This is a genomic window from Methylobacterium sp. WL7, from assembly GCF_008040085.1.
In the GTDB taxonomy this organism is placed as follows: domain Bacteria; phylum Pseudomonadota; class Alphaproteobacteria; order Rhizobiales; family Beijerinckiaceae; genus Methylobacterium; species Methylobacterium mesophilicum.
This window is the reverse complement of the sequence record NZ_VRVG01000060.1, coordinates 16,937-31,842: the sequence shown is the minus strand read 5'-3', so window position 1 is coordinate 31,842 and position 14,906 is coordinate 16,937. Positions and strand designations below refer to the sequence as shown.

17 protein-coding genes are annotated in these 14,906 nt (G+C 69.8%); 14 read left to right on the top strand and 3 right to left on the bottom strand.

Translation table 11 applies throughout. The features are described 5' to 3' along the window. The 8 genes from FV233_RS16340 to FV233_RS16305 form a co-directional block, all read left to right on the top strand. Positions 1–548: flagellar hook-length control protein FliK (locus FV233_RS16340; protein WP_147898062.1), on the top strand; the 548-nt coding region annotated here is incomplete at its 5' end. Positions 549–638: 90 nt separating this feature from the next. Then, the gene (locus FV233_RS16335) at positions 639–1,322 is read left to right on the top strand and encodes a flagellar hook capping FlgD N-terminal domain-containing protein (RefSeq protein WP_147857121.1); all 684 of its coding nucleotides are present in this window, start codon (positions 639–641) and stop codon (positions 1,320–1,322) included. Between the two features lie 91 nt (positions 1,323–1,413). Beyond that, positions 1,414–1,689, top strand: coding sequence for a DUF1153 domain-containing protein (locus tag FV233_RS16330; protein ID WP_007569077.1), 276 nt, complete (start codon positions 1,414–1,416; stop codon positions 1,687–1,689). A gap of 215 nt (positions 1,690–1,904) precedes the next feature. Continuing rightward, the gene (fliF, locus tag FV233_RS16325) at positions 1,905–3,533 is read left to right on the top strand and encodes a flagellar basal-body MS-ring/collar protein FliF (protein ID WP_147898061.1); all 1,629 of its coding nucleotides are present in this window, start codon (positions 1,905–1,907) and stop codon (positions 3,531–3,533) included. A 24-nt stretch (positions 3,534–3,557) separates the two neighbouring features. Then, a complete protein-coding gene (locus FV233_RS16320) occupies positions 3,558–4,604 on the top strand; it encodes a flagellar motor switch protein FliG (protein ID WP_147857743.1) in 1,047 nt (348 codons plus the stop codon). Then, positions 4,601–5,212, top strand: a complete 612-nt coding sequence (locus FV233_RS16315) for a FliH/SctL family protein (protein WP_187278126.1) — start codon at positions 4,601–4,603, stop codon at positions 5,210–5,212. Before FV233_RS16320 ends, FV233_RS16315 begins: the two co-directional genes overlap by 4 nt. Positions 5,213–5,221: 9 nt before the next feature. Continuing rightward, positions 5,222–5,554, top strand: coding sequence for a flagellar motor switch protein FliN (gene fliN / locus FV233_RS16310; protein ID WP_147856538.1), 333 nt, complete (start codon positions 5,222–5,224; stop codon positions 5,552–5,554). 79 nt (positions 5,555–5,633) lie between these two features. Beyond that, positions 5,634–6,995, top strand: coding sequence for a sigma-54 dependent transcriptional regulator (locus tag FV233_RS16305; protein WP_147898060.1), 1,362 nt, complete (start codon positions 5,634–5,636; stop codon positions 6,993–6,995). 230 nt (positions 6,996–7,225) lie between these two features. On the opposite strand, the gene FV233_RS16300 is transcribed toward FV233_RS16305, so the two are convergent. Both FV233_RS16300 and FV233_RS16295 read right to left on the bottom strand, forming a co-directional pair. Then, the gene (locus FV233_RS16300) at positions 7,226–7,507 is read right to left on the bottom strand and encodes a hypothetical protein (RefSeq protein ID WP_147857092.1); all 282 of its coding nucleotides are present in this window, start codon (positions 7,505–7,507) and stop codon (positions 7,226–7,228) included. A 101-nt stretch (positions 7,508–7,608) separates the two neighbouring features. After that, on the bottom strand, positions 7,609–8,922 hold the full coding sequence (locus tag FV233_RS16295) for a capsule biosynthesis protein (RefSeq protein WP_147898059.1): 1,314 nt from the start codon (positions 8,920–8,922) through the stop codon (positions 7,609–7,611). 191 nt (positions 8,923–9,113) lie between these two features. Between FV233_RS16295 and FV233_RS16290 the strand changes: the two genes are divergently transcribed. The 6 genes from FV233_RS16290 to FV233_RS16265 all read left to right on the top strand — a co-directional run bounded on the left by FV233_RS16290 (position 9,114) and on the right by FV233_RS16265 (position 14,438). Beyond that, positions 9,114–9,563 (top strand): hypothetical protein, encoded by a 450-nt coding sequence (locus FV233_RS16290; RefSeq protein WP_238261692.1) that lies wholly within the window; start codon positions 9,114–9,116, stop codon positions 9,561–9,563. A gap of 101 nt (positions 9,564–9,664) precedes the next feature. Beyond that, entirely contained in the window at positions 9,665–10,732 is a 1,068-nt protein-coding gene (locus FV233_RS16285; RefSeq protein WP_147898058.1) for a flippase-like domain-containing protein, read from the top strand. 5 nt (positions 10,733–10,737) lie between these two features. Continuing rightward, on the top strand, positions 10,738–11,514 hold the full coding sequence (fliP, locus tag FV233_RS16280) for a flagellar type III secretion system pore protein FliP (RefSeq protein WP_246690002.1): 777 nt from the start codon (positions 10,738–10,740) through the stop codon (positions 11,512–11,514). Between the two features lie 187 nt (positions 11,515–11,701). Further along, a complete protein-coding gene (locus FV233_RS16275; RefSeq protein WP_147856442.1) occupies positions 11,702–12,238 on the top strand; it encodes a TadE/TadG family type IV pilus assembly protein in 537 nt (178 codons plus the stop codon). Next, positions 12,238–12,999 carry a TadE/TadG family type IV pilus assembly protein gene (locus FV233_RS16270; protein WP_246690001.1) on the top strand — a complete coding sequence of 254 codons (762 nt, stop codon included), beginning with the start codon at positions 12,238–12,240 and terminating at the stop codon, positions 12,997–12,999. The genes FV233_RS16275 and FV233_RS16270 overlap by 1 nt, the downstream gene beginning before the upstream one ends. Continuing rightward, entirely contained in the window at positions 12,984–14,438 is a 1,455-nt protein-coding gene (locus FV233_RS16265) for a pilus assembly protein TadG-related protein (RefSeq protein WP_147898057.1), read from the top strand. The genes FV233_RS16270 and FV233_RS16265 overlap by 16 nt, the downstream gene beginning before the upstream one ends. Positions 14,439–14,447: 9 nt before the next feature. On the opposite strand, the gene FV233_RS16260 is transcribed toward FV233_RS16265, so the two are convergent. Further along, positions 14,448–14,906 (bottom strand): AAA family ATPase, encoded by a 459-nt coding sequence (locus FV233_RS16260; protein ID WP_147898056.1) that lies wholly within the window; start codon positions 14,904–14,906, stop codon positions 14,448–14,450.

Here is a 14,906-nt window from a genome sequence, read left to right as displayed (position 1 = left end):
CCACCCTCCCCCATGGCAATCCGGACGCGTCCTTCCTCGCACCGCAGGCGGCCGGATCGGCGAACGCAACGACGCAGGCCGCCGCGCCGACCCCGAGCCAGGTGCAAGCCCCGCCGGATCCGGCGGTACCGCTCGGGCAGGTGCCGATGACCATCGGGCTGCGCTCGCTCGCCGGGTCGAGCGAGTTCCAGATCCGGCTCGACCCGGCCGAACTGGGGCGGATCGACGTCAAGCTGGAGATCGACAAGGCGCGGGGCACGGTGATGACCCACCTCGTGGTCGAGCGGCCCGAGACGCTGGCCATGCTCCAGCGCGACGCCGGCCAGCTGCAGCAGGCCCTGTCCCAGACCGGGCTCGATCCCTCAGGGGGCGGCCTCAACCTGTCGCTGCGCAGCGACGGCAATGCCCAGGGCGGCGCCAACGGCGGCCAGGGCGATGCCCCCCGGGGCGGCTCGACCGCCTGGGCGCAGGACCGCGCCGACGCCCCCCAGGAGGTTGCGCCGACGCGCTGGCTGCGCGGCTACGGCGGCCTCGACATCAGGATCTGACGCGATGCGCGACCAGACCGCCTCGCGATTCGACATCGAACCATCATGCGTCCCGGCGTTCCGCCCCGACGCGCCACGGGAGCGAGCCGCATGACATCCGGGATATCCAACGTTACCAACACGTCATCCACAGCGTCGAGCAGCGGCGCGAGCGGCAATGGCAGCGAGATCGCCAGCAACTTCACGCAGTTCCTGACGCTGCTCACCACGCAGCTCAAGAACCAGAACCCGCTCGATCCGATGGACACCAACCAGTTCACGCAGCAGCTGGTCCAGTTCGCCGGCGTCGAGCAGCAGCTCAAGTCCAACGATCGCCTCGACAGCATCCTGACCGCCTCGAAATCGGCGAGTTCCGCGTCGGCGACGAGCTATATCGGCAAGAGCATCACGGCGGACGGCAGCAGCTCCCAGCTCTCCAACGGCTCCGCGTCCTGGACCCTGACGCCCGCCCGGGCGGCCTCGAAGGCGGTGGTCACGATCCTCGATTCGAAGAACAACGTCGTGGCCTCGCAGAGCACGTCGCTCACCGCGGGCAGCCAGACCTACGGCTGGAACGGCAAGACCTCGGCGGGCCTGACCGCGCCGGACGGGACCTACTCGATCAAGGTCTCGGCCTCCGACGCCACCGGGACGAGCGTGGCCGTGGACACCCAGCTCAACGGCACCGTGGACGCGGTCGACCTCAGCGGAGCGGCGCCGGTCCTCATGATCGGCTCTCAGAAAGTGCCGCTGAGCAGCGTCCAAAGCATAGGGTTGTCCACAAGTGGCACCTAACGAATCATATCCGAGTGATCCGCTTCAACATCTCTTAAGCGAGCGCAAGTACCTTCAACGCTCGACAGGTCAGTCGAGTGTAGAGCGTATCATGACCGAACCCAGCCGCCCGAGAGTCAAATACGTGATCGGGCCCGACGGCAGTCCTCTGACCATCGCGGATCTTCCGCCGCCGAGCACCCGTCGATGGGTGATCCGGCGCAAGGCAGAGGTCGTCGCCGCCGTGCGCGGTGGCCTCCTCAGTCTCGAGGAGGCGTGCAAGCGCTACACCTTGACCACCGAGGAATTTCTGAGCTGGCAGTTCTCGATCGACCAGCACGGCCTCGCCGGGCTGCGGACGACCCGGATCCAGCATTACCGGCACTGAACGCGGCCGGAACAGGGACCGCGCCCCCGGCCCGGTCCTCGAGAAGTCCCCTCCGAAGCCGCCTCCGCACCCCGGATGCGGCTTCGTTCCGTTCCAAGACCCAACTTTGCGCCCCCGCGGGCCCCGGCATTAACGCCTCGCTAACCACGGGCTGGGCAATTTCTGCCGGGCGGGCCGTCGGGTCCCGCCAGCGTTAGAGTGCAGCGACCCATCCCGTGAAGCCGGTTCTCGATCTCGTCTCGAAGCTTGGACCGGCCCGGATCGCCGCCATGGCGGCCGTGACGCTGACCCTCATCGGCTTCTTCGCCTTCATCATCCTGCGGGTCTCGCGCCCCGATATGGGCGTGCTGTTCTCGGACCTGTCGATGCAGGATTCGGCCGCCGTGATTCGCGAGCTCGACAGCCGCGGCATCCGCTACGAATCGAAAGGCGACACCGGCCAGACCATCATGGCGCCGCGGGGCGACCTCGCCCGCCTGCGCATGGACCTCGCCGGCAAGGGCCTGCCCGTCCAGGCCGGCGTCGGCTACGAGATCTTCGACAAGGGCGACGCGTTCTCGTCCACCAACTTCGTCCAGAACGTGAACCACCTGCGGGCGCTCGAAGGCGAACTCGCCCGCTCGATCCGGGCGATCGGCCGGGTCCAGGCGGCCCGCGTCCACCTGGTCCTGCCCGAGCGGCGCCTGTTCGAGCGCGACCGGGAGAGCCCGAGCGCGGCCATCGTCCTGAAGCTGATGGGCGAACTCGATGCCGGGCAGGTGCGGGCGATCCGCCACCTCGCAGCCTCCGCCGTGGAGGGCCTGAAGCCCGAGCGGGTCTCGATCGTCGACGAGCGCGGCCGGCTCCTGGCCGACGGCGCCAAGGACGCCGACGCCAACGCCGCCAGCGGCTTCGAGGACCGGCAGCTCGGCCTGGAGCGGCGCCTGCGCGGGCAGATCGAGGATGTCGTCGCCGGCATCGTCGGCCCCGGCCGGGCTCGGGTCCAGGTCAACGCCGAGCTGGACCTCAACCGGATCGAGAGCCGCTCCGAGACCTTCGACCCGGAGAGCCGGGTCGTGCGCTCGGCCCAGACCCGGACCGAATCGGCCGTCACCGGCAACGCCGACGGGCAGGTCACGGTCGGCAACGAGCTGCCCGGCGCCAACGGCGGCGACAAGCCGCCCGCCCCGAAGGACGCGACCAACAAGAACGAGGAGACCACCAACTACGAGATCTCGAAGGTCACCAAGACCGAGATCGCCGAGGGCGGCCGGGTGAAGCGCCTGTCGGTCGCCGTGGTGGTCGACGGGATCTACGCCATCGCGCCCGACGGCAAGCAGACCTACACGCCGCGCCCGCCCGCCGAGATCGAGCGGATCACCGCCCTGGTGCGCAGCGCGGTCGGCTTCGACAAGGCGCGCGGCGACCAGATCGAGGTGGTGAACCTGCGCTTCGCCGAAGCGCCGAGCGTGCCGCAATTCAGCGAGCCGACCCTGATCCAGTCGCTGCTGGCGCCGACCAAGGATGACGTGCTGCGCATGGCCGAACTCTCGGTGCTGGCGCTCCTGACGCTGATCGTCCTGCTCACGGTGGTGCGTCCGCTGGTCCGGCAGGTTCTGGCGCCGGTCCCGGGCGCCGCCCCGGCGCTGGCGGGGCCCTCCGGCCTCGGCGACGCGGAGGCGGGGGCCGGCGCGGGCGCCTCGGTCACGCTGATCGAGCGCGACAGCCCGACCGCCCGGCTGATGGAGTTCGCCAAGATCAACGGCCAGATCCAGGCCGACACGGTGCAGCGGGTCGTCGACATGGTCCGGGCCAGCCCGGCCGAGACCGTCGAGGTGCTGCGCACCTGGATCCAGGAAGAGTAGCGCGTCGAGGATCGGGGACGAACGATGGCGGCAGGTCTTGCGAATTCCCTGACGACCGAGGGCGGCGACGCCTTCGCGGCGATGCCCGGCCCGCAGCGCGCGGCCGCGCTGCTGCTGATGCTCGGCGAGGCCGAGGGCGCCCCGATCTGGCAGATGCTGGAGGAGGAGGAGGTCAAGAAGGTCAGCCACGCGATGGTCCAGCTCGGCACGCTGGAGGTCGCCACCGTCGAGAAGCTGATCATCGAGTTCGTGACGAAGCTCAGCAACAGCGGCGGCATCTCGTCGAACTTCGAGCGGACCGAGGCCCTGCTGCTCAAAATCTTCCCGTCCGATCAGGTCTCGCTGATCATGGCCGAGATCAAGGGGGCGTCGGGCAAGCGCGTCTGGGCCTCGATCGCCCAGGTCGATCCCGAGATCCTCGCCTCGTTCCTGCGCAACGAGTACCCGCAGACCGTGGCGGTGGTGCTGTCGCGGGTGCGGGCGGACTACGCCGCCAAGGTGCTCACCATCCTGCCCGAGGACTTCGCCATCGACGTCCTGAACCGGATGCTCCGCATGGAGACGGTGCAGAAGGAGGCCCTGCGCCACATCGAGGAGACCCTGCGGGTCGAGTTCGTCTCGACCATCGCGCAGACCCAGCGCCGCGACGCCCACGAGATGATGGCGGACGTGTTCAACGCCTTCGACCGCCAGACCGAGGGCCGCTTCCTGGCCGCCCTGGACCAGGCCAATCGCGGCTCGGCCAAGCGCATCCGCGAGCTGATGTTCACCTTCGAGGATCTGCTGAAGCTCGATCCGGGCAGCGTCCAGACCCTGATGCAGAGGATCGACGGCGCGACCCTGTGCCTGGCGCTCAAGGGCGCCAACGAGCCGACCCGGGCCTTCTTCATGAGGCAGATGTCGACCCGGGCCGCCAAGAACCTCACGGACGAGATGGCCTCGCTGGGCCCGGTCCGCCTCAAGGAGGTCGATGAGGCGCAAACGAAGATGACCGAGGTCGCCAAGGACCTCGCCGAGAAGGGCGAGATCATGATCGCCAAGAACAGCGCCGAGGAGGAGCTGGTCTATTGAACGCCTCCTCGCCCCAGATCGCGACGCCGTTCCTGTTCGAGACCGACTTCCGCAGCCCGCGCCCGAGCGCGGCGGCCCAGCGCGCCGCCGAGGCGGCCGCCCGCGCTGAGGTGAAGGCCCATGCCCGCGGCATCCAGGAGGGCTTGGTCCAGGCCGAGTCCCAGATCCAGGGCCGGCTCGCCGCCGCGCTGAACCACCTGGCCGAGGCCGCCACCGCCCTCCTGGCCCGGGCCGACGCGCACGAGGCCGAGCGCGAGGCGCAAGCGGTCGAGGTCGCGGTGCTGATCGCCCGGAAGGTCGCCGGCGAGGCGCTCGACGCCGCCCCGCTCGCCAGCATCGGCGAGGCCGCCCGGGCGGCGCTCCAGCACCTGCGCGGCGTGCCCCACCTGGTGGTGCGCGTGCATGACGGCCTGGTCGAGGAAGCGGAAACCCTGGTGAAGCGGCTCGCCCGCGAACGCGGCTACGAGGGCCGCCTCGTGGTGCTGGGCGATCCCGACATGCACGCGGGCGACGCCCGCATCGAATGGGCCGACGGCGGCATCGTGCGCGAGCGCGCCCGCATCGAGGCCGCCGTCGCCGACGCCCTCGGCCTGCCACCGACCCCGTAAGGAGCCCGGATGTCCGACGATTTCAGCCTGCCCCAGCTCGGCGAGAACGACCCCGACTACGCCGCGGGCTCGATCCGCGACACGCCCACGACCCCGAAGACGGCCGCCGACCTGGAGCAGCTGTTCGACGTGCCCGTGATGGTCTCGGCGGTGCTCGGCTCCTCCCGGATGCCGATCGGCGACCTGCTCCGGCTCGCCCCCGGCGCCGTGCTCGAACTCGACCGGAAGGTCGGCGAGGCGATCGACGTGTTCGTCAACAACCGGCTCGTCGCCCGCGGCGAGGTCGTCCTCGTCGAGGACCGGCTCGGCGTGACGATGACCGAGATCGTCAAGGGCGAATAGTTTTTTGATCTGCGGCGGAGACCGTCGCCTTGCCGAGGCGGCCCGCGCTCCGCGCCACGATGTTTGAGAGGGACGAACCATGCGGCTCCTGATGATCGGGCGGCTCAACGGCGAGCTGATCACCGCCTCCAAGATCGCGATGCGGCGCGGCGCCTCCGTCACGCAGGCGGACGCGATCCCACAGGGCCTCAACGTCCTGCGCGCCAAGGGCGCCGACCTGATCATGATCGACGTGTCGCTGGCGGTGCGCGACCTCGTCGACGCCCTGGAGGCCGAGCGGATCCGCACCCCGGTCGTGGCCTGCGGGGTCTCGGCCGACGCCCAGACCGCCGTCGCGGCGATCCGGGCCGGCGCCAAGGAATACATCCCGCTCCCGCCCGATCCCGAGCTGATCGCCGCGGTGCTGGAGGCGGTCGCCTCCGACCGCGCGGCCTTCGTGTGGCGCGATCCGGCGATGGAGCGGGTGGTCAAGCTCGCCGAGCAGGTCGCCCCCTCCGAGGCTTCCGTGCTGATCACCGGCGAGAGCGGCACCGGCAAGGAGGTGCTGGCCCGCCACGTCCACCTGAAGTCGCACCGGGCCGGCAAGCCGTTCGTCTCGGTCAATTGCGCGGCGATCCCCGAGGCGCTGCTCGAATCCGAGCTGTTCGGCCACGAGAAGGGTGCGTTCACCGGGGCGGTCGCCCGACGGATCGGCCGGTTCGAGGAGGCCAACGGCGGCACCCTGCTGCTCGACGAGATCTCCGAGATGGATGTGCGCCTGCAGTCCAAGCTGCTGCGTGCGCTGCAGGAGCGGGTGATCGACCGGGTCGGCGGCACCGCCCCGGTGCGGGTCGACATCCGCGTGCTGGCGACCTCGAACCGCAACCTGATGGAGGAGGTCCGCAAGGGGACGTTCCGCGAGGACCTGTTCTACCGCCTCAACGTCGTCTCGCTGAAGCTGCCGGCCCTGCGCGACCGGCCGGCCGACATCCTCGAACTCGCCGCCCACTTCGCCCGGAAATACGCCGAGGTGAACGGCGTCCCGGCCCGCGCCCTCAGCGCCGAGGCGCGGGCGCTGGTGGTGAAGAACCCCTGGCGCGGGAACGTGCGCGAACTCGAGAACACCCTGCACCGGGCGGTGCTTCTGGCCTCCGGGCCAGAGATCGGCCCCGACGCGATCCTGTCGCCGGACGGCGAGGCGATCGCCACGGCGGGCCCGGCCGGCCGCGCCGTGCAGGCCGCGGAAGCCGCCACCCGCGGCCTGGTCGGCCGGACCGTGGCGCAGGTCGAGTGCGACCTGATCCTCGACACCCTCGACCATTGCCTCGGCAACCGCACCCATGCGGCCAAGATCCTCGGCATCTCGATCCGGACCCTGCGCAACAAGCTGAACGAGTACGTCTCGGCCGGCCTCGACGTGGCCGAGCCCGGCGCCGTCCGGGCGAGCGCGGCTTACGGGTAGGCGGCGGATCGCCCGACGGCCATCCCATCCATCCCCCTCAGCCTGAGGTGGCGTAGCGACGCGGAGCCCTCGAAGGAGCCCTCCAGCCGGCCGCGCGATCCCTGGAGCGATCCTTCGAGGCGCCCGCTTCCGCGGCCGCACCGCAGGATGAGGGGCGTTTGTTGGATATCCGTCCGCTCCTCGGCACGCCGTCGGCGCGCACGGGAGAAGCGCCCCGAGCCGCGGCCCCGTCAGCGCCGGCCGCGGGCCCCCTTGTGCGCCTCGGTCTGGGCCGCGAAGGCCGCGTCGAGCTTGCGCAGGGATTCGTAGCGGGCGACGTCGCCCTCCACGTCGCGGATCGTCTCCTCGACGAGGTGGCGCTGCAGCGCGACGCGCGGATCGTCCGGGGGCAGCGCCTCGCGCTCCTGCAGGCGGAGCACGGCCTGGCGCACGACCGTGTAGACCGCCTCGCGCTCCGCCCGGTTCATCGAGGGCTGGATCGCCTTCGCGACGAGATCGGAGAAATCCGACATGGACCGTTAGACTTCGCTCATCGATCGGGGGAGGCCCGGGAGGCCGGACCGTCTCCCTCTACAGACCGCGCGCCGCGGGATCCAGACCCCGCGGTGCCGGCTCACATCCGCTGGTCGCGGATGCCGGCGATCAGGAGCGAGGACGAGCTCCAGAGCACGAAGAAGCAGAAGAAGGCGACGATCAGGGTGTGGCCCCGCTCGGGGTAGAGGCTGTCGGTCGGCAGGACCGGCGGCACGAAGGTCGCCAGGAAGATGTGCTGCTTGCTGGCCGAGATGCGGGCCCGGTCGAGCAGCATGTTCGCCGATTCCTCGAGTTTTTCCGCGATGGTCCGCTCGACCAGCAGGCCCTCGTACTGGAGCAGCGCCTCGGTCAGGTTGGTGCCGCCGCCCGCGGCCGCGCCGGCATTGGTCAATTCGTCCTGCAGCGTCTTCATCTGCTGCTCGATCGCCGCGACGTTGGAGGCCAGCGTCTGGATCGAGCGCGAGCGCTCATCGAGGTTCGAGCCGCGCAGCACCTGCAGGTCGGTCTCGAGCTTGAGCTTCTCCTTGCGCAGGATCGTGAGCGTGGTCAGTGTCCCCTCGGCGGTCTTGATCGGATCGATCACGCCCCACTGGTTGCGGAAGCTCTGCAGCCCGAGATGCGCCTTGCGCAGGCGCTCCTGCGCCACCGTCGCATCCGCCTGGGCCTGCTTGACCATGTCGGCCTGGGCGCGCTTCGAGATGTCGTTGATCAGCGCCTCGGCCCGGGTCACCACCTCGTGCGCGATGGTCAGGGCGTCCTGGGGGGTGAAGGCCCGCACCGACAGGCGGATCACGCCCGAAATCGAATCGATGTGCGCCTCGACGTGCTTGCGCCAGTACTTGGTGAGGTCCTCGACCGGATCCTTCGGGTCGAACCGGGCCCAGAAATCCGCCTCGGAGCGGGAGAACATCTTCGAGATGCCGATGCTTTTCTCCAGCGCCTCGACCAGAGTCTGGCTCTCGATATAGTCGCGGACGATGAAGCTGTCCTGGCTGTTGTGCTTCTGAATCAGGTTCGTGTACTGGCCGAGCGAGATGTTCTCCATCGGCTCGACGTTGCCGCGCACCGCGAACTGGGCCTCGGCGATGTACTGGTTGGAGGCGAAGCCGAACAGGTACAGGCCGATCACCAGGGTCGGCAGCAGCACGAACAGGCTGACCCGGCGGATCACCCGCGCGCCGTAGCTCGACGTGTCCTCCCGGCGCTGGCCGAGGCCGGGCAGCCGGGTCCAATCGAGGCGCTCGCGTGCCGCGGCCATCAGAGCCCGGGCGCCACGCTTCTCCGGCACCGGACGGATCGTCTCGGCGCCGTGGCGCAGCTCGGTCATCGTCGATGGCGCGAACGTCACGAGTTCGCCTTCGCGCGTGTCGTCCTTGACGTCGTCGAAGCTCATCCGCTCACTGTTCCTGGGTCTGCGCCGGATCCGCCACCGCGAAGCCGGCCGGAGGGCGGCCCGTGCGCGGCTCCGGAATCCCGTTCTTTTCGGCCCTTTTTAAGGCACCCGCCCCTCGCCCCGCCACGGCGGGCCGCACCGCGGCGACGGGCAAGGTAGCCGGGCCCGGTATCGCACCGTAGAGTCTCCCGATGATGACAGACCCCAGCGTCTCTCCCGGCCGCCCGGCCGCGACGAAGGCCGCCGAGACCCAGCTCGCCGAGACCCGACTCGCCAAGACCGGACTCGCCAAGACCGGACTCGCCAAGACCAAGCTGACCGAGGTCGTGGTGGTGTGCGCCAAATGCGCCAAGCGGCAGGGCCTGCGTCCGCGCGCGGTGCGGGCGCTGCTGAAGGGCGCGGCCAAGCAGGCCGCCAAGGACGGGCTGCTCGCCGACCGGACCAAGCTGTGCATCGTCGAGTCCGGCTGCCTCGGACCCTGTCCCAAGCGGGCGGTGGCGGTGGCCACGGGGGCGAGCCTGGCGGCCGGCCGGGTCGTGCTGCTCGATCCGGGCTCCAAGCCCGAAGAGGCCCTCGCCGCGGTGCTGCGCCCCGTGCTACCGCAGCGGCGCCCCCCGAATTCGGCCCCAATACGCCCCTAGCGGCGGTGACACCTGCCGAATCACCGCCGGATTCGCGGCCGGCGCAACCTGGAGCCCTCGCCCTTGCCCGCCACTCGGCGCACATCCCGCACGGTCCGGCCGTGAGCGGCGACCGCGCCGCCCCGGCGCGCCGCGTCGGCTTGGCCGTGCTGCGCCGGCTGCCGTTGATCGGCACGCTGATCGGCCTCGGCCTCGCGGTCTGGCTGGTGGCGACCAACGATCTCTCCGCGGTCGCGGCGGCGTTCGGGCGGATCGGGTTCGTGGGCTTTGCCGGCGTCACCCTGGTCCGGGCGCTCGTGGTGCTGGTCTGCGGCCTCGCCTGGGCCCGCATCCTCGATGGCCTTTCGCCCGCCCCGGCTTCGGCCTGCCTGATCCTGCGCTTCGTGCGCGAGGGCATCAACGTTCTGCTGCCGGTGGCCTCGGTGGGCGGCGACGTCCTCGGGGCGCGGCTCCTGACCTTCTGGGGGGTGGCCGGCTCCCTGGCGGCGGCCTCCGTGCTCGCCGACATGCTGTTCCAAGTGGGTACGCTGGCGCTGTTCGCGGGCCTCGGCGCCGGGCTGCTGAGCCAGGTCGAGGGTCCGGCCGCCGCCGAGCTCGCGAACTGGACGCTGCGGACCCTCGCGGTGGCGGGGCTGGCGGTCGGGGCGTTCTTCGCGCTCCAGCGCACCGGGATCGTGCGCGTGGTCGAAGACCGGATCGCGGCCCTGGGCCGTCGCTTCGTGCGCGAGACCGAGGCGCGTCCGGAGCCCGCCCCGCGGATCCAGGGGGCGCTCGACACGGTCTGGGCGGCGGGACGGCGCGGCCGCCTGGTGCAGTCCTTCGCGCTCCACGCACTCGCCTGGCTGCTGGGTGCCGCCGAGGTCGCGGTGGTGCTGACCTGCATCGGCGTCGATCAGATCAGCCTGTCGGAGATCCTGGTGATCGAGGCGCTGAGTCAGGCGATCAAGGCGGCGGCCTTCCTGGTGCCGAGCGGGCTCGGCGTGCAGGAAGGCGGCCTCGTGCTGGTCTGCGGGCTGTTCGGGATCGATGCCGGGACGGCGATCGCCCTCTCGCTCGCCCGCCGGGTCCCCGATGTCGTGCTCGGCCTGCCGGCGCTCCTGGTCTGGCAGAACCTCGAGGCGCGGCGCACGGGCGTGCGGCCGGCGACGCCCACCTGCGACCGCCCGTGACCCCCATGACCGACACGCCGCATCGCGACACGCACGGCCGCCCGGCCAGCAACCGCCGCGCGCTGCTGGGCCTCGCCGTGCTGGCCGGGACCGGGCTGGCCGCCGGACCGGCCCTGGCGCAGAGCCTCAGCGTCGATCTCGGCGCCGGCGGCACCACCGAGCGGGCACTCCAGCTCGTCGCGCTGATCACGATCCTGGCGGTGGCGCCCTCCGTGCTGGTGATGGCGACCGCGTTCACCCGGATCGTCGTGGTGCTGTCGATCCTGCGCTCGGCGCTCGGCACCCAGACGGCGCCGCCCACCGCGGTGATCGTCAGCCTGGCGCTGTTCCTCACCGCCTTCGTGATGGCGCCCACCGGCCGCGCGGCCTACAGCGCCGGGATCGAGCCACTGGTCGCCGGGCGGATCACGCAGGCCCAGGCCTTCGAGCGCGCCTCGGGGCCGTTCAAGACGTTCATGCTGAAGAACGTCCGCGAGAAGGATCTGAAGCTGTTCCTCGACCTCGCCAAGGTGCCGGTGCCGAAGGGGCCCGAGGATGTCGGCCTCGAGATCGTGACCCCGGCCTTCATGATCTCGGAGCTGCGCCGCGCCTTCGAGATCGGCTTCCTGCTGTTCATCCCGTTCCTGATCATCGACCTCGTGGTCGCCTCGGTGCTGATGGCGGTGGGCATGATGATGGTGCCGCCCGCCACCGTCGCCCTGCCGTTCAAGCTGATCTTCTTCGTGCTGGTCGATGGCTGGACCCTGGTGGCCGGATCGCTGGTCCAGAGCTACGGCGGATAGGGCAGCCCCCCGAAAGCTGTTTGCCGGTTCGGCGCAAGCGAGCGCATCAGGTCAATGACGTCGAGGCGTCGGGCCGTTGCAGTCAGGCCGGATACCTCGCAAGATTCGTCCAGGCAGACGGATAGACTCTCGAAGGCTGTTTTAACCCGGGTTTAGCAATCTCTTGCTAACAGAGCGCATGTTTCTCATGCGCCGCTACGTTCGCGATCAGAAAGGGGCCGCAGCGGTCGAGTTCGCCCTGGTGGCGATGCTGTTCATCCTGGCCCTTCTGTTTATCATGACCGTGGCCACGATCCTGTTTATCAATCAATCCCTGGACTATGCCACGACCCGCGCCGCCCGGCAGATCCTGACCGGGTCCGCCCAGACGAATGCCCTCGATCAGGCCGGTTTCAAGACCGCCCTGTGCCGGAACCTGCCGGCATCTATGACGTGCGGCAACCTCGTGGTGAACCTGTACCTGGTGCCGACCGGAAGCGGATCGAGCGGCTACTACAGCTACGTGAAATCCGATCTCAGCGGCCTGGCGATCCCGGCGCTGACCCCCGGGTCCGGCCAGTACAGCCTCGGCACCCGCGGACAGTACCAGTACCTCCTGGTGATCTATCCGATCACGTTCCTGCCCGCCGCCTTCGCGAAGATGCTGGGCGGCGGCGCGGTGTTCAACGGCGCCCCGGCCTACCTGGCGGTCTCGACGGCGGCGTTCCGCAACGAGCTGTTCTGATGCGCGGGCGCTCGCCGACGAACCGGATGGGCCGCGTCGCGGGATCGCGACCGGCTCGCGGCGGCCCGCCGCCGGCGAAGCGCTTCCTGCGCGACAGGCGGGCGGTCTCCGCGATCGAGTTCGCCCTGATCCTGCCGGTGCTGCTGATCCTGATGCTCGGCGGGACCCAGCTGATCACGTACATCAACGCCAGCCGCAAGGTCGGGCTGCTCGCCCAGTCGATCAGCCAGATGATCTCGCAGGCGATGCCGCCCTCGGGCTCGACGGTGGCGACCGTCAACGCCACCGACCTGCATTTCAGCTTCGATTCCGCCCTGGTCCTGTTCCCGTACCTGATGAAGGACGGGCCGCGGCAGGGCCTGCAATGGTGGCAGGACATCGCCATCACCTACGCCGCCGTCGCGTTCACCCCGACGGCGGCAAACTGCACCGGCGGCGACCTGAGCGCCTGCTACACGGCCGCCGTCGCCTGGACGAGTTCGGGGACCACCGGGGGCAATTACCGGCCCTGCGCGGTCCCGCAGCTTCCCGCCGCCGACACGGCCCCGCCGAACCGGACCACGCTGCCCCGCTCGGTCTTCGGGCCCGGATCGATCGTGGCGGTCGATGTCGTCTTCAACTTCAAGCCGACGTTCGGCGCGCGGTTCGTCCCCGCCGTGCGGATCGCCCGCTCGATGTACGTGCAGCCGCGCTACGCCACGCTGGTCAATTTCGACGTGGCGGGCAACGATGGGATCGCCACCAAATGCCCGGGCTTCTGAACCGCGTGCAGCGCCGCATCGTCCGGGCGGCGGGCCTCTCGGGTGCACGCTCCGGCAACGTGACGATCCTGTTCGCCTTGAGCCTGCTGCCGATGGTCGGCCTGCTCGGCTACGGGATCGATTACGGCGTCGCGATCACCGACAAGTCCAAGCTCGACGCCGCCGCGGATGCGGCCGCCATCGCCGCGGTGGCGACCGCCAAGGCCTACATCGCGGCCAACCCCGGCCAGGCGAACGTCACCGCCAACGCCATCGCGGCCGGCATCGCGCAGGCGTCGAAAGCCTTCACGGTCAACGCCGGCACCGTGCCGTTCGCGCAGGTGCAGCTTCAGCCGCCGCAACTCACGCGCAAGAGCCAGACGCTCGTGTCGACGGTCGTCTACAGCGCCACGGTGAAGAACAATTTCGGACCGATCTTCCAAACCCCGACCACGAACTTCTCCAACACGGTCACGGCCTCGGCCGACCTCGCGAGCTACCTCGACTTCTACCTGTTGCTGGACGTGTCGGGCTCGATGGGCCTGCCGGCGACCACCGCCGGCATGAGCAAGCTGGCGAGCCAGAACAATGACATGAATTCGGACTACAAGCAGGGTTGCCAGTTTGCCTGCCATTATCCAACCTACAACGGCTGGAACCTGGCCGCCGGCAAGATACAGCTGCGCTCGGACGCACTGAACACGGCGGTTTGCTCGCTGATTCAGCGGGCCGCCAACCCCTCGGTGACGAGCCAGTACCGCGTCGGCCTGTACCCGTTCATCAACCAGATGGGCACGCTCGCCGACATCAACAGCTCCATCGCCACCCTGAACACCGTCGCCGACTGCGCCAACACGACGCCCTACCCGCTCGCCCTGACCAAGCTTCTGGATACCGGCACGACACAGCTGTCCACGGGGGGGGACCCGAGCACCGGCACGGGTGCCGGCGGCACGCATTTCGAGGTCGTCCTGCCGCAAATGAAGGCCGCCATCGCCAATGCGGGCGGATTCGGGGACGGCTCCAGCACCGGCGCCCGCAAGCCGTTCGTATTCCTGGTCACCGACGGGATGCAGAACAGTCAGCACTATTCCATCACCAAGAACGGCAGATACTACTACCCGGGTAGCCCCTCGAAATTCCCGGGTTACGCCGCCGGCGATTTCGACGGCTCCTCTCCCGCGCAGATCGATCCGTCACTTTGCACCGCGCTCAAATCGGCCGGTGCGACGGTCTCGATCCTGTACATCCCATACAACAGCATCACCTTCACGGATTACGGCGGCGGCATCGCCGCAGAAAACAAGAAGGTCAACGCCTTGAACCCGACGTTGGCGACGACCGTGCAAAGCTGCGCCTCACCGGGATATTTCTACACGGCCAACAGCCCGGACGACATCAAGACCTCACTCAACGCGATGTTCGACCAGGCCCTGCAGGTCGCACGGCTGACGCAGTAGGCGCCCGGCTCAGGCCGCGACGATCCGCACCTGCGCGAACCCCTCCTCCACCGTCGGCGGCTCGAACAGGTTGGCGACCGAGCGGATCGTCGCCTCCGGGACGATCGTGTCGGCGCGCCGCCTCCGGTTCCGATAGAGGGCGACGTCGAGCGGGACGCGGATCCAGACGGCCTCCACGGGGACGCCGTGACGGCGCGCGATGGCGATGATCGGCGCCCGGTGCCGCACGCCCGGGAGAGCCGCGTCGACATAGACGCGGCCAGCGTCGCGATCCTGCGCGGCGACCCAGGTCGACTTGCCCGCGCCCTGCAAGCCGCAGACGATCACGACCCGGTCGATGCCGCCACCCACCAGCGACCGCTCGAGTGCCGCGTAGGCCAGTCGCCACGCCGCGGCGTTGCGCTCCGGCGTCCAGACGCGGCCGGATCCGGTTTCGAGGAACCGGTCCGGATCGATCACGAGCGTCAT

Excerpts from the sequence above, each read along its gene's own strand:
- FV233_RS16335 (WP_147857121.1), top strand. The coding sequence starts at position 639 with ATGACATCCGGGATATCCAACGTTACCAACACGTCATCCACAGCGTCG.
- FV233_RS16330 (WP_007569077.1), top strand. The coding sequence starts at position 1,414 with ATGACCGAACCCAGCCGCCCGAGAGTCAAATACGTGATCGGGCCCGAC.
- FV233_RS16320 (WP_147857743.1), top strand. The coding sequence starts at position 3,558 with ATGGCGGCAGGTCTTGCGAATTCCCTGACGACCGAGGGCGGCGACGCC.
- fliN (WP_147856538.1), top strand. The coding sequence starts at position 5,222 with ATGTCCGACGATTTCAGCCTGCCCCAGCTCGGCGAGAACGACCCCGAC.
- FV233_RS16305 (WP_147898060.1), top strand. The coding sequence starts at position 5,634 with ATGCGGCTCCTGATGATCGGGCGGCTCAACGGCGAGCTGATCACCGCC.
- FV233_RS16300 (WP_147857092.1), bottom strand. The coding sequence starts at position 7,507 with ATGTCGGATTTCTCCGATCTCGTCGCGAAGGCGATCCAGCCCTCGATG.
- FV233_RS16295 (WP_147898059.1), bottom strand. The coding sequence starts at position 8,922 with ATGAGCTTCGACGACGTCAAGGACGACACGCGCGAAGGCGAACTCGTG.
- FV233_RS16290 (WP_238261692.1), top strand. The coding sequence starts at position 9,114 with ATGATGACAGACCCCAGCGTCTCTCCCGGCCGCCCGGCCGCGACGAAG.
- fliP (WP_246690002.1), top strand. The coding sequence starts at position 10,738 with ATGACCGACACGCCGCATCGCGACACGCACGGCCGCCCGGCCAGCAAC.
- FV233_RS16275 (WP_147856442.1), top strand. The coding sequence starts at position 11,702 with ATGCGCCGCTACGTTCGCGATCAGAAAGGGGCCGCAGCGGTCGAGTTC.
- FV233_RS16270 (WP_246690001.1), top strand. The coding sequence starts at position 12,238 with ATGCGCGGGCGCTCGCCGACGAACCGGATGGGCCGCGTCGCGGGATCG.
- FV233_RS16265 (WP_147898057.1), top strand. The coding sequence starts at position 12,984 with ATGCCCGGGCTTCTGAACCGCGTGCAGCGCCGCATCGTCCGGGCGGCG.
- FV233_RS16260 (WP_147898056.1), bottom strand. The coding sequence starts at position 14,906 with ATGACGCTCGTGATCGATCCGGACCGGTTCCTCGAAACCGGATCCGGC.